This is a genomic window from Mucilaginibacter sediminis (genome assembly GCF_051903035.1).
Classification (GTDB): Bacteria; Bacteroidota; Bacteroidia; order Sphingobacteriales; family Sphingobacteriaceae; genus Mucilaginibacter.
Genome location: NZ_CP170602.1, coordinates 5,195,808 through 5,208,594 on the forward strand (window position 1 = coordinate 5,195,808; position 12,787 = coordinate 5,208,594).

11 protein-coding genes are annotated in these 12,787 nt (G+C 43.6%); 4 read left to right on the plus strand and 7 right to left on the minus strand.

The window, feature by feature from the left end; all coding sequences use genetic code 11:
• Nucleotides 1–53: 53 nt before the first annotated feature.
• Both ACFGVS_RS21525 and ACFGVS_RS21530 read right to left on the minus strand, forming a co-directional pair.
• Nucleotides 54–683, minus strand: a complete 630-nt coding sequence (locus tag ACFGVS_RS21525) for a nitroreductase family protein (RefSeq protein ID WP_439695529.1) — start codon at nucleotides 681–683, stop codon at nucleotides 54–56.
• 68 nt (nucleotides 684–751) lie between these two features.
• On the minus strand, nucleotides 752–3,001 hold the full coding sequence (locus ACFGVS_RS21530) for a transglycosylase domain-containing protein (RefSeq protein WP_439695530.1): 2,250 nt from the start codon (nucleotides 2,999–3,001) through the stop codon (nucleotides 752–754).
• Nucleotides 3,002–3,118: 117 nt separating this feature from the next.
• Between ACFGVS_RS21530 and ACFGVS_RS21535 the strand changes: the two genes are divergently transcribed.
• The 3 genes from ACFGVS_RS21535 (at nucleotide 3,119) to ACFGVS_RS21545 (ending at nucleotide 5,340) form a co-directional block, all read left to right on the plus strand.
• The gene (locus tag ACFGVS_RS21535; protein ID WP_439695531.1) at nucleotides 3,119–4,207 is read left to right on the plus strand and encodes an Mrp/NBP35 family ATP-binding protein; all 1,089 of its coding nucleotides are present in this window, start codon (nucleotides 3,119–3,121) and stop codon (nucleotides 4,205–4,207) included.
• Between the two features lie 114 nt (nucleotides 4,208–4,321).
• Nucleotides 4,322–4,600 carry a NifU family protein gene (locus tag ACFGVS_RS21540; protein WP_090652233.1) on the plus strand — a complete coding sequence of 93 codons (279 nt, stop codon included), beginning with the start codon at nucleotides 4,322–4,324 and terminating at the stop codon, nucleotides 4,598–4,600.
• Nucleotides 4,601–4,713: 113 nt separating this feature from the next.
• Nucleotides 4,714–5,340 (plus strand): hypothetical protein, encoded by a 627-nt coding sequence (locus tag ACFGVS_RS21545; protein WP_090652232.1) that lies wholly within the window; start codon nucleotides 4,714–4,716, stop codon nucleotides 5,338–5,340.
• 155 nt (nucleotides 5,341–5,495) lie between these two features.
• Here the strand turns inward: ACFGVS_RS21545 and def are convergent, their stop codons facing one another.
• Both def and ACFGVS_RS21555 read right to left on the minus strand, forming a co-directional pair.
• Complete coding sequence (gene def / locus ACFGVS_RS21550; protein ID WP_439695532.1) at nucleotides 5,496–6,068, minus strand: peptide deformylase; 573 nt, start codon at nucleotides 6,066–6,068, stop codon at nucleotides 5,496–5,498.
• A gap of 20 nt (nucleotides 6,069–6,088) precedes the next feature.
• Nucleotides 6,089–7,315 carry a M16 family metallopeptidase gene (locus ACFGVS_RS21555; RefSeq protein ID WP_439699258.1) on the minus strand — a complete coding sequence of 409 codons (1,227 nt, stop codon included), beginning with the start codon at nucleotides 7,313–7,315 and terminating at the stop codon, nucleotides 6,089–6,091.
• Nucleotides 7,316–7,469: 154 nt separating this feature from the next.
• Between ACFGVS_RS21555 and hpt the strand changes: the two genes are divergently transcribed.
• Nucleotides 7,470–8,006 carry a hypoxanthine phosphoribosyltransferase gene (hpt, locus tag ACFGVS_RS21560; RefSeq protein WP_090652258.1) on the plus strand — a complete coding sequence of 179 codons (537 nt, stop codon included), beginning with the start codon at nucleotides 7,470–7,472 and terminating at the stop codon, nucleotides 8,004–8,006.
• A gap of 191 nt (nucleotides 8,007–8,197) precedes the next feature.
• Here hpt and ACFGVS_RS21565 read toward each other — a convergent pair whose 3' ends face one another.
• The 3 genes from ACFGVS_RS21565 to ACFGVS_RS21575 form a co-directional block, all read right to left on the minus strand.
• Entirely contained in the window at nucleotides 8,198–9,139 is a 942-nt protein-coding gene (locus ACFGVS_RS21565; RefSeq protein ID WP_439695533.1) for a glycoside hydrolase family 43 protein, read from the minus strand.
• A 93-nt stretch (nucleotides 9,140–9,232) separates the two neighbouring features.
• Nucleotides 9,233–11,002 (minus strand): family 43 glycosylhydrolase, encoded by a 1,770-nt coding sequence (locus tag ACFGVS_RS21570; RefSeq protein ID WP_439695534.1) that lies wholly within the window; start codon nucleotides 11,000–11,002, stop codon nucleotides 9,233–9,235.
• An 18-nt stretch (nucleotides 11,003–11,020) separates the two neighbouring features.
• The gene (locus tag ACFGVS_RS21575) at nucleotides 11,021–12,529 is read right to left on the minus strand and encodes a family 43 glycosylhydrolase (RefSeq protein WP_439695535.1); all 1,509 of its coding nucleotides are present in this window, start codon (nucleotides 12,527–12,529) and stop codon (nucleotides 11,021–11,023) included.
• Between the last annotated feature and the right edge of the window lie 258 nt (nucleotides 12,530–12,787).

Consider the following 12,787-nt stretch of genomic DNA (forward strand, 5'->3'; position numbering starts at 1 on the left):
TTCCAAACCCTATCAACCACTTAACCCAATCAACTTAATTAACCACCCACCAATTACACGTGTATAAACAGCTCGCTTTTTGGCCTGCGCACTTTAAGCATTTTGCTGTAAACGTCATCGTCGGCACGGTAGCCAACGGCGGCAATAACAGAGGTGGTTAAGCCTAATTCCTTTAAACCCAGTATCTCATCAAATTGGGCGGCATCAAAACCTTCCATTGGCGCTGCGTCAATACCTAATTCAGCAGCTTCGGATACCAATACACCCAAAGCAATGTAAGTTTGCTTATGAGACCAGGCTAATTTTTGCTCATCTGTATGGCTGCTTAATCTGCCTAAAATCATTTGTTCGTACCCGGCAAGGCTTTCACGTTCTACGCTACGAATATCGGCAACCAGGTCGATAAATTTTTTGCCAAAAGCTTCGTCCAACGAAGTTAGAGAGGCAAAAACGAATAATGCCGATGAATCTGTGATTTGAGGTTGGTTATAACCTGCTGCACGTAACTTTTGTCGTGTTTCGGCATCCTGAACTACAATCACTTTGAATGATTGTAGGCCATATGACGATGGAGCCAGTTGTATGGCGCTTAGCAATTGATCTAACTGCCCGGCGTTTATTTTTTTAGAAGGGTCGAATTTTTTTACAGCGGCCCTTTTTTGTAATTGATCTATTAGTGACATGACGATTTCTAATTTTGTTGAGACAAAAATAGATGTTTAAACATTTAAATTCGTCATGTCACCGTAAACTATAAATTGGCTTTAGCTTTCAGTTCGTCTTCTTTATCGCTTTCTTCTTTTTTAAGCCGTCGTTTTTCCTGGCGAATGTCTTTCCGGGTTTTGCCGGCTGTATCAATATTATCAATCCGGTTTTTATAATCCAACTTAAGGGCTTCAATCTGCTCTTTAAGCTTTTCTTTGGCCGTTTTTTCTTTTTGCTTTTCTACCTGTTCTTTCTTTTGCTCTACGCTATCTTTTTTACCAAAAAGGCGCTGAAAAAAGGTTGGCTTTTTTACAGGTTCTTCAATAACGGGTAAGGTTTCATTGTCATCGTTTCCACCCTGTTTCATCAGGCTATCAGCTTTTGCGGTATCAATAGGCGCAATTCTTTCCCTTAAACCTTCCCTTAACCTAACGTTATAAAATCCGTAGGCGCTGGTATCGCGTGGTGTAAGGCCCTTTTCGGCCATCAACTTGCCTATCAGGTTAAAGTAGCCATGCAAGCCGGGCCTCAGGCTGCCATCGGGCTGAAACGCGTATAAGCCCCCTTTAGGGTACGGAACAATGCTGGCCAGGTAAATACTCTCGCCGAGGGTAAGCTCTGACGGCGATTTGCCAAAATAAAAATGCGATGCCTCATTAATACCGTATATGTTGCGGCCCCATTCAATGATGTTCAGGTAAACCTCCAACATCCGGTTTTTGGTCATGATGCGGTTGTTTTCGATGATCCAAACAATCAATATCTCTTCAATTTTACGCGCCAGGTTTTTATCGCGGTTTAAAAAAGAGTTTTTAACCAACTGCATCGATATGCCGCTGGCGCCGCGCTTAAACTTTTTGGTTTTAAAATCGGTTGCCAATGATTTGCGGAATGCTTCTTCTACAAAGCCGTGGTTGGTATAAAATGAAGGATCTTCGGCAGTCATAACCGCGTTGCGCAGATTGGGGGCTATTTGTTCCAGCGGCGTAAATTCGGGGTTGTCCGGACCAATGAGGTGTGGTGCCAACGGCTTTCCTTTTTCATATGGTGTGTAAACAAACGGGCTATTTAACTTACCCAGGTCTGTTTTGCCATACTTAATTATCCGGAAGCCATCCTTATCCAAACGAGAATCAAATTGCAGGTCGTCTATCTTAGTTGCATTCATAAAAAAATGCATGCTATATTTCAGCTTTCCGGCAACCTTAATGCCATCCAGGGCATCAAACATTCCCTGTGGAAAGGAGTCAAAAACGTCGGTGGCATTAAGCCAGTCGGTATTCATTTTAAGCTCATATATTTTGGTTGGATTGAGCGTGTATTTTACATACGGCCTGGCTACCAGGTTTTTTATATGAATTGTTGACGAACTATCAATAGACACGTAATTACTACCCACAAACAAATTGGCATCAATGGATGCCTTAGGAAAAACAATATCGCCGGGCGATAAGCCGGGATGATTGATGAGCAGGTTGCTTACCCCCCATGATCCGTAAATCCGGGTTTCGCCCCCACTATGTTCAACCTTGGTTAATTTGGTTGATATGGTATCAGCATTTATTTTCAGGTGAAGTTTTTCCTGTATAATGGGCAATTCTATCTTTTTGCCATCGGCATAAAGTTTTATATCGATGTTTTTATCAGATGGGTGCATTTTACCCATAAAATGCCAGGTAGATTCGCCGTTATCAACATCAATGGTTGAGGTAAGGTTACCATCTTTTATCTGCGCTGTTTTTGCAAGTAGTTTTAATTGTGTGCTATCATCCTTAAAACTTACCACAAAATTGCTCAATGTAAGGTTATCGGGTATTTTATACAGCACCTCGTTAACCAGGTTGTTGGCCAGTACAGATAGATCGGCTTTGGTTGTTGACGTGGTATCGCGTTTCTTTTTAAACAAAAAATCAAAGTTTTTAACCCCCTTGATATTCGTAAGGTTGATAAAGCCATCCTGTAATAAAACATCCGATAATTTAATGTTACCAACTATAAGCGGTAACAGCTTAACACTCACTACAAAGTTTTTGATGCGTAACAGGCTGTCACGCTGCTCGGGCACTATCGTAACATCCGAAAAAGAAACTGTTGCGGCGCCGGTAAAATGGGCCGAGCCGATTTTTACATCCAAATTATAATCGTGCTTTGCTTTTGCAGTAGCTTTGACGATAGCTTTTTGGAGCAGGGCCTCGCGTTTTGAATAGGCAATATAACCGCCTATTAACAATATGAGGAACAGCGGGATAAGGACAAATGCGGCTATGCGTATATATTTAGGGTTAAGGCGCTTCATAAGTAAATTTTTCCAAAACTAAACTAATTCTTATCCCCTGCAAACGGTTGTTTCTGTAATTTGTTTCCTGCTTAAACACAAATCAACCACTCGTTTTCATAAATTTGCCATAATATTATGATAATCACTAAAGAACAAGTTTTACAAGCACTGGGCAATGTTGAAGAGCCAGACCTGAAAAAAGACCTGGTTACCCTCAACATGATACAGGATATACATATTGATGGCAACAAGCTTAGCTTTTCGGTTATACTAACCACACCGGCTTGCCCGTTAAAGGCTATGATTGAAAATGCCTGCCGCAATGCCATCAGCTACTTTATCAGCAAAGATGTTGTGGTAGATGTTAACATGACATCGCGCGTTACCACGCAGAAAAACACAGGTGTACCGGGGGTTAAAAATATCATCGCGGTAGCATCGGGTAAAGGTGGCGTTGGTAAATCAACCGTTGCTGCTAACCTGGCATTGGGCCTGGCAAAATCGGGCGCCAAGGTGGGATTGATTGATGCAGATATTTACGGCCCATCTGTACCCATTATGTTTGGGCTGGAAGGTGCACGCCCGCAGGCAAGCTCGGTTGACGGCAAAACCCGTATTGAACCGATTGAAAAATATGGCATAAAGTTATTGTCGATAGGCTTTTTTACCGATCCAAACCAACCGGTTCCATGGCGCGGGCCAATGGTATCAACAGCTGTAAAACAACTGTTTAATGATGCCGATTGGGGCGAGCTGGATTACCTGGTGGTAGATTTGCCCCCAGGCACAGGCGATATCCATATTACTATTACGCAAACCTTCCCGGTTACCGGGGCGGTTATAGTAACTACGCCGCAAAACGTGGCTTTAGCCGATGCCCGCAAAGGAGTAGGTATGTTTATGATGCCGGCCATCAATGTGCCGATACTGGGCGTGGTTGAAAACATGTCGTATTTTACGCCGGCCGAACTGCCAGACAACAAGTATTATATCTTTGGCAATGGCGGCGGGCAGAAACTGGCTGAACAACTGGATGTGCCCTTTTTAGGCGAAATCCCCCTGGTAAAAAGCATCAGCGACTCGGGCGACGCAGGTACCCCGGCAATTTTGGACGCTGATGGTGTAATGACCAAAGCCTTTATTGACATGGCCCAGCGCGTAGCGCAGCAGGTAGCTATATCAAACGCGAAAGCATTTGAAGCGAGCCTTGAGTCAGAAGTCTAAAGTTCTAAGTCTTGAGTCGTAGGTCTCAGAACTTAAGACTTTGGACTAACCACTTTAAGTATAAAATATATTGCAAATTATTGATAACTTTACTTTAGTTATAAATTAGTAAAAATGAGTTTATTAAGTCAGGTTGAAGCAGCTTTAGATACCATTCGTCCGTATCTGGAAGCTGATGGCGGGAATGTTTCAGTTGAAGAGATTACGCCCGAGGGTGTTGTTAAATTAAAACTATTGGGTTCGTGCGGTTCATGCCCTATGAGCATCATGACCCTTAAGGCCGGCATTGAGCAAGCCATAAAAAAAGCAGTGCCCGAAATTACCAGTGTTGAAGCATTAAACCTTACCGACATTGATGATCCGAATGCGGTGCTGCCAGAAAATTTAAGATAGTGTTAAGTATTGTTAAATCCTGTTTGTAATTTACTGTATTAATTATTTTTGAGCAACTTTTTGAAACTATTTGGCGTTATTAAGGTAACTACAGCAAATAGGTGTTTAAGTATATGAAGTACCTGGTTATTATATTTTTATTGTTTGCATCGGTTGCGGCGTTTGCACAAAAACACGATGACAGGCCACTTGTTCAATTTACAGGTGTAGTACATAATGCCGATAGTACGGATGTCATTGTGCCTTATGTATCAATTACCAATACATCTTTTCATAACCAGGTTTACTTAAGTAATTATAAAGGCTATTTTTCATTTGTGGCACATGAGCAGGATACCCTGCGCTTTACCTGCGTTGGTTACGGGCAAATACTGGTGGTTATACCATCAAACCTGAATACCAAAAGCTATACTTTGCAGGTAAACCTTAAGCCACAAATTATTAACCTGCCTACATTTCACGTATTTCCGTGGGCTACTACAGACGAGTTTAAGAAAGATTTTTTAGCTATAAAACTTGCTGATGATGACCTCGAAATTGCGCGTAAAAACATTAGCAAAGCATCATTATCAGCCTTGTATAATACCTTGCCCAGGGATGCACAGGAAATACAATCGGCAAACGCGCAATCAATGCACAACACCATCCTCAACACGCATTCACTTACGCCCAACCCGCTACTTAACCCCCTGGCCTGGGGCAGCCTGATCAAGCAGATATCGGATGCGGATAGTAAGTAATTATCTGTGGCCTGTTGTGTGAGGTCTGTGGCCTGTACGGAAAGAAGGATTTGTAGTATATATCACCATTGGGTAGCATACCTTTTCTGATCATATCTCTCAAATATCAGACTTCTAATCACCGACCACACACCTCAGAACCCAGTCCTCAGAAACTATCTCCCCTTTTTTACAGCCGGAAATTTCATCTTATATTCAACATTCACAGCGCCTTTTGAAATATCGTTCAATTTTTTTTCGATAAGGCGTTTGCGTAGCGGGCTCAGTTTATCGGTAAATAGTTTACCTTCAATGTGGTCATATTCGTGCTGGATAATACGGGCGGCCATGCCTTTAAAGGTCTCTTCGTAGTGTTTCCAGTTTTCGTCGTAGTAGGATATCCTAATTACCGGTTTACGGTAAACATCTTCGCGTATATCCGGGATACTCAGGCAGCCTTCGTTAAAGCCCCATTCTTCGCCGGTTTCGTCTATAATGGTAGCGTTTATAAATGCTTTCTTAAAGTCTTGAAGTTCGGGTTCATCATCATCAAACGGGGTGGCATCAACCACAAACAAACGCATAGACATGCCTACCTGCGGGGCTGCCAGGCCAACGCCACGGGCACCGTACATAGTTTCAAACATGTTATTAACTAATTCTTTAATATGTGGATATTCATCCGGCTCAATGGCTGTTGCTTTCTTTCTTAAAACAGGGTCTCCGTAAGCGATGATAGGGTACTTCATTTTGCAAAAATACAGGTTTATTACTTAGGCTCAAACTTCAATGTAATAAGCCTGTCATTATCAAATATTTCGTTGCCTATTTCCAGCAATTGTTCGGCGGTAACGGCATTTATTTTGTCGAAAATATCTTCCAGCGTATCAATATGATTAAAATCCAGCAGGCTTTTGGCCATTGATATAATCAGGCTCATGCGGTTCTCTTCGGCAAGAGCTATTTGCCCAATAAACTTTTGCTTGGCCTGGTGCAACTGCAGGGTGCCCAGCTTTTGATCGCGTAGCTTCTTCAGTTCCTTGTGTACCAGGCGCGATGCCTTTTCGGCCTTTTCGTTATCCGTGCCAAAGTAAACAGAGAAAATACCGGTATCGCTAAACGGGGTATAGTTTGATTCGATGGTGTAAGCGATGCCATACTTTTCGCGGATCTCGAGATTTAAGCGGCTGCTCATCCCCATGCCGCCCAACAAGTTATTAAGCAGTAATAACCCGTATTTATGCCGATGAGATGATGGGTAAGCCTGCCCGCCAATAATGCAATGCGTTTGCGATATTGGCTTTTTAACAATTACAATGCCGCTGTTATTTGCCTTTGGTGCAATCCTGCTTTTTTTGGGGTGATGAGCCTCTATCCCGCCGAAATATTTTTCGCACAGCTTTACTACCTTCTTAAAATCGTAGTTGCCATGTACAGCAAATATCATTTCGGATGTGCTGTAATTGGCTTTAATAAAGGCCCGCATATCATCGCTGTTCATGCGGCCAACGGTTTCAGGTGTACCCAAAATGTTTTTACCAAAAGGATGGTCCTTAAACAGCAATTCCTCAAAGTCGTCTTGTATGGCTTCTTCGGGCTGATCGAGGTATGAGGCTATCTCGTCAAGTATTACGCCGCGTTCCTTTTCCTGTTCATCTTCGGGGAAGGTAGAATGGAACAGAATATCCTCAAACAAATCAATAGCCCGTTCCAGGTGCTGATTAAGCAATGAGGCGTGGATGCAGGTATATTCTTTGGTAGTATAAGCGTTTAAATCGGCGCCAACAAGTTCCAGCCGGTTCAGGATCTGGTTGGTATTGCGCCGTTCTGTTTCTTTAAACAAAAGGTGCTCAATAAAATGGGCAAGGCCTTCCTGCCGGTTGGCTTCATCGCGCGAGCCTGCGTTTACAATAAAGCAGCAATGCGTTATTGTAAATGGCGATTGTTTGTACAAAATACGGATGCCATTGGCTAAGGTGTGGGCCTGGTAGTCGATCATATAAGAGTGCAAAGATAACGTTATATATGTTACAATTATTTTACGTGCAATTTGCGAGCGATTTTACTATTTTAGGAGATTAAAATTGTAATGGCCGAGGCATTAACAGTAATACGATAGATCATCGGCAATACCCCGTAAAAACAAATCAATGAAAATCAAAATCGCAGACCTTGAGTTTGAGCCTCTTATTAATGCCGAAACGATTGAAGAACGTGTAAAAGCTATCGGCCTACAGTTAAATGAAGATTTCAAACAGAGTATTCCGGTATTTGTGGGAGTACTTAACGGAAGCTTCTTATTTATAGCCGACCTGATAAAGCAAATTTCTATCCCCTGCGAAATCTCGTTTACAAAGCTGGCCTCCTATTATGGCGGCACTACCAGTAAACTGAAAATCCGCGACGATATTGATTTAATTGTGGATATAAAAGGCCGCGACGTGCTGATTATTGAGGATATTGTTGATACCGGAAACACCGTACATTACCTGATAGACAAATTGAAACAACGTGGTCCGGCTTCTATTAAAGTATGTTCATTGTTGTTAAAGCCTGCTGCCTTGCAAAAGAAAATCGACGAGCTAAAATATGTTGGTTTTGAAATCGAAAATGAATTTGTAGTGGGCTATGGGCTGGATTATAAAGAAATGGGCAGGAATTTGGATGCTATTTATAAGAAGGTATAGATTGATTTTCGAGGTGGAATTTTAAAATCGGGCTTAATTATTTTCCGATATCTAACATACCATCAAAATGCCCCTGAAAAAATTCAGAGGCATTTTGTTAGTCTCTATATATAAAATCGGATGTTATCTGTTTAAATCATTTACAGCTAACCTGTCCCGGTTAGGGATGAACACCAACAAGGGCGAATAATTTATTCGTTCAATAGTTTAAGGGCTGTTTGTTTAGAAATTTCGATAACCGTTCCGTGCGCCATTTTAAGATCAGTTGGTTGGCGTTTCCAAGTGTTCAGATCTTTCGAGGTAAATATGTAGGCAAAATCGCTCTCGAAGGGATCTGTAAACATGCAATAGTTTGAACCTATTTTTACTATCGACGGGCCTTCATCACCTGTTGATGGGGTCACCGGCCCATGTTCATCGCCCCAGGGTCCTTCCGGGCTTTGGCTGGCCCGATAATAAATATTAGGAATATGGGTGTTATCGTCCTTTTTATAAAATAAAACATAGCGTTTGTTATCCTTATAAATAAAAGCATCTATCGGCCCCTGGTTGCCGGCTGCACCGCCCGCCGGCGATCCGTTGCGGAAAAGAACAGCGGGCTTGCTAAATACCTTGAAATCCTTTGTAGTTACAAAATATATCCTGCCTTCTCCTCCTTTTTTCCACGGACCGATATTTGACGACCAATAGATCATGTAGTTTTTCTTTTGAGGGTTAAAAAATATTTCGGGTGCCCAGCAATTGTTGGTACTATCTATACCTGAACCTACAGGAATGGCTTTTTCATCTCCCCATTTTGCCGGATCTTTGGATTCGGCATAGCCAATGTTTTTACCTTTCCACCCTGTGGTCCATACCATCCGGAAAATTCCATCTGCTCCCAGGTTGATGCTGGGGTCCCTGATCAACTTTTCGCCCACCTGTGGTGTTGCTACAACCTTTCCGTGGTTAACGGGCAGCCAATTGATACCATTTGTGCTTATAGCAAGGTTAACACCGGCGTCCTGCTCAACAAAATACGAAAAAAGGAAAAATTGCTTTGCATTGGTATCAAGCTTTGTTTGCGCATTAGCTACGCCGGCGCGCACTGTCAGCAAGGCGATCAGTTGAATAAGTACCGTTTTTTTTATCATTTTTATTGTTGGTTAAAATCTGTCAATGCAGTTATTTTGTATTATTACCCGGCGGCAATATCGTTCAGGATAAATCCATTTTCGCCGGTGGTGTCATTTAATGAATACGACGTGACCGCTTTTGACGATGCCGTTTTCGTTAAAACGCTCCACGGTAAAGTAATAGCTTTGTTTGCTATTTAAATTTCCGATTTCGGCGCCGTTTTTTCCATTTACCTGGTAGTTCTGATACAATTTGCCGGGTGCTATGCCATACTTGATATTATAGCCTGCTGAAGATTGAGCGGCAGGCCATTTTAAACGAATACGGCACCTGTCGGCACTATCCCTCACTGCAGTAAAAGTAATTTTTTCTTTGGGCAGTTGCTGTAATGGCTTCCCAAATATCCGCAGTCCCCATAATGCGAAAGTGCCGCCGGGAACGCTTACGTTCCTGATACGCACATACCTTGCAATTACAGGTTTAGCCAATTCAATATAGGGGTGTGGGTTATCCAGCGCTGTTAACCAGGTATTGTTTATTTGTGTCCAATGGGCATTATCGGCCGATACTTCCAGTAAATAATCGTAAGCAGCTTTGGGCTTCCGGCCGTATATCCCGGCATGATAATCGGCAAAGTTAATTTGTATCGCATTAATTCTGCTTCTGGCTTTCAAATCCATACTTATCCATTCCCTATCACTGCCGGTTGCAGCGCTCCAATATGTCCTGACATCCTCATCCGTCGCCAATGAAGCCTCATGCCCCTTAATTTGGGACGAAACCGAAACCGGCTTGTTGTAAGACAACAACGCCCATCCTGTAGCCAGATCAGGGGGGCCGCTTATCCGGCTATCAGGTACAAAAAAAGGATAGTCGCCATAACCGGTGTAAGTATAAGCGTCATCCGGGGACCGGAAGAAAGCCGGAAAAATCCCCAACCGGCGCTCATATCGGTGATGTACCGATATGGTCATTGTCGAGATTCTCCAATAATTACCGTATTTGTCCTGGAAGGTACTGCTATGGCCCGCGCTGCCTATAAAGCCTCCCTGCCTGGCAGAAAACGGATTATTCGGGGCCAGGTGGAAAGGGCCTACCGGCGAATCGCCTGTGTAAAGCCCATCCGAATAGCTTTTAAATTCTGTTTCGGGACAAGCATATTGCAGGTAATATTTTCCTTTAACTTTTGTCATCCACGCCCCCTCAATCCATGGCCGTGTGGGCAGTTCGTTATGCTCGCCCGAGCGTTCCCAGCCATTAACAGAACGATCGCTATTGATAAGCGAAACAGCCGGCGCTTTGGGCATCAGGGTTTTCATGTCGAGCTCTACAACAAAAATGGGATTGATATTTGAGCAGCCATAATAAAGATAAAGCCGGTTATCATCATCAAGAAACAAGTCCGGGTCAACCAGGCTGATCGGAAACGCCGGATTGGCAACTGTCCACTTTCCGCTTTGCGGATTACCCGTTTTGTAAATCTTACCTCCATCCTTTCCGGTAGAGGCCATAAACAAAACCGTATCTCCTATTACCACGGCGGTTGGCGCATAATCTTCCAACGGCAAATCATTCGTTTTTATAAGTTTCCATTGCTTCAGGTCGGGCGAGTGCCAATATCCTCCCGATTTGGAAGCAAAAAGGTAGTATTCGCCTTTAAAAACGATGACGGCAGGGTCGGCAGCCTCCCTGCGCGATGGCGTATCAAGGCAAAATCTGTAGTCAAGGTCCAGCGGGTTACATATGGTGTATCGTGCTTTTTGCCGGTTCTGTGCACGCAAGTTGCCGCATCCCCAAAATACAGTTAATAGTACCAGGCTGGAAACGAGGGCAACGGCCCTGAACATTTGTAAAATATAATCTTTTATATGTTGGTTCATCTTTTCGGTATGATGGCATTAATATAGCTTCATTTCCCATAGGCCCAGCGCACCGGATAGTATGGTTACCCTAACATACCTCGCCAATCCTATTTTAGCGGCAACCTCCGGCGACCGCACTACAGTTTCGGTGTTTATTTTAACCGTTAGCCATTTTTTTCCGTCGGTTGATTTCTCCAGCCTCCAGGTATGCCCTAAGGTGGAGGCCACAAAATACAACTCGCACCTGTTAATCTTTTTAGGCGATCCCAGGTCGGCTTCAAGCCAGGGCTGGGTATCTTTACCGGATGCCATCCAGAAAGTCCCGTTGTTGCCATCCACCGCATTTTCGGGCTTACCATTCATGATACGCTGAACGGCAACAACGCCTTCGCCCTTATCGCGGGGAGCAATGCCTGCAATACCGGATATCGCGGTGTCGATAATAGACTTGATTAAAGAATCAGGCTTGAAGCCCGATGCCTTAACAGCCACTGGCTTTATGGCCGCGGGGTAGCTGTTTTTTAACAATGAGCCTATGCCGGCGCGGTTTACCTTCACGGGTTTAATGGTTCCATCAGCATTAAAATCCAGTTTATTGGCAAAAACCTGTCGGGTTGTATAACCATTACCATATTCCAGGTAAAAGAAAACGTATTGCCCGGTGCCCGGCATTTCAAATACGTTGCCATGCCCCGGCCCCCAAACATTGGCAGCGATATCTGACTGTAGTATAATATCGGCACCGGAAGGGGCCGAATACGGCCCCAGGGGGCCGGTTTTGCTCATCATATAAGCATACACATAGTTGGAGCCGCCACTTAGTGTATAAACATAATAATAAATCCCTTTGCGCTTAAACAGGAAAGGGCCTTCAGAGTAGCCGGACCGCGAGGTTTGTATAAGTATTTTATCTCCTGACAGGGTTTTCCAGTCGGGGCTAAGTTTCGATATATTTCTTTTCCTCCACACCAGGTAGGCCGACCCGTCATCGTCAACAAACGGGTCGCCGTCAATATCATTCGCTACGGGTTTAGTCTCTTGGCCGGCTTTTTCGGGTTCGTTAAAGTAAACACCCGTGCCATTAGTAAAATGAAATGGCCCCTCGGGTATCGCGGCTGCCAGCAGGTAGGTACCCACTTGCCCGTCGGGTTTAACAATGGTAGCAAACATTTGGTATGCACCATCCTTTTTAAATACCTTCCCTGGCGCCCAAAAACGGAAGTAACCGGTTTTATCTGTGCCATTCCGGTCTTTGTAAGTATAAGGCTTACTCCAGTCAATAACCGGTAATATATTCCCGTTGTAGCTCCAATTAATCAGGTCGGGCGATTTCCATACCACTGGCGGGCCCATCCTGTCAAGCTTCTGGTCAATGTCTGATGTTCCGTAAAGATAATACACGCCATTGAACGTAACTACCGAGGGATCTGCGGAGTAATCCGGAATAACCGGATTAAATCCCGGCTGCTGGGCATAACATATACCGTTCAGGGCTGCCAATAACAGTGCGATGAAGAAATTTTTACTCAATATATAGTTACACATATTTATAGGTTGCTTTGTTGTGGTTTATTGGTTGCAGCCTGTTATAACATCCAGGTTGCGATATGGCAAAGATGCCGGCTCAAATGTTTCCTATTTGAAGTTCAAATATGAAACATTTTAATGATTGCCAAAGGGGGTAAATCGCTCAAACACCGGGGAAAATGATATTCGGCCTAACTTAATACCTATTATGTGCAGGTTTATCGTGGCAACTTTGAATGGCAGGCTCCATAATTTTCCTGCCGGGGCCGGCGTCCC

Coding starts and splice junctions, on each gene's coding strand:
- ACFGVS_RS21530 (WP_439695530.1), bottom strand. CDS start 3,001: ATGAAGCGCCTTAACCCTAAATATATACGCATAGCCGCATTTGTCCTT.
- ACFGVS_RS21525 (WP_439695529.1), bottom strand. CDS start 683: ATGTCACTAATAGATCAATTACAAAAAAGGGCCGCTGTAAAAAAATTC.
- hpt (WP_090652258.1), top strand. CDS start 7,470: ATGAAAATCAAAATCGCAGACCTTGAGTTTGAGCCTCTTATTAATGCC.
- def (WP_439695532.1), bottom strand. CDS start 6,068: ATGAAGTACCCTATCATCGCTTACGGAGACCCTGTTTTAAGAAAGAAA.
- ACFGVS_RS21540 (WP_090652233.1), top strand. CDS start 4,322: ATGAGTTTATTAAGTCAGGTTGAAGCAGCTTTAGATACCATTCGTCCG.
- ACFGVS_RS21570 (WP_439695534.1), bottom strand. CDS start 11,002: ATGAACCAACATATAAAAGATTATATTTTACAAATGTTCAGGGCCGTT.
- ACFGVS_RS21535 (WP_439695531.1), top strand. CDS start 3,119: ATGATAATCACTAAAGAACAAGTTTTACAAGCACTGGGCAATGTTGAA.
- ACFGVS_RS21575 (WP_439695535.1), bottom strand. CDS start 12,529: ATGTGTAACTATATATTGAGTAAAAATTTCTTCATCGCACTGTTATTG.
- ACFGVS_RS21565 (WP_439695533.1), bottom strand. CDS start 9,139: ATGATAAAAAAAACGGTACTTATTCAACTGATCGCCTTGCTGACAGTG.
- ACFGVS_RS21545 (WP_090652232.1), top strand. CDS start 4,714: ATGAAGTACCTGGTTATTATATTTTTATTGTTTGCATCGGTTGCGGCG.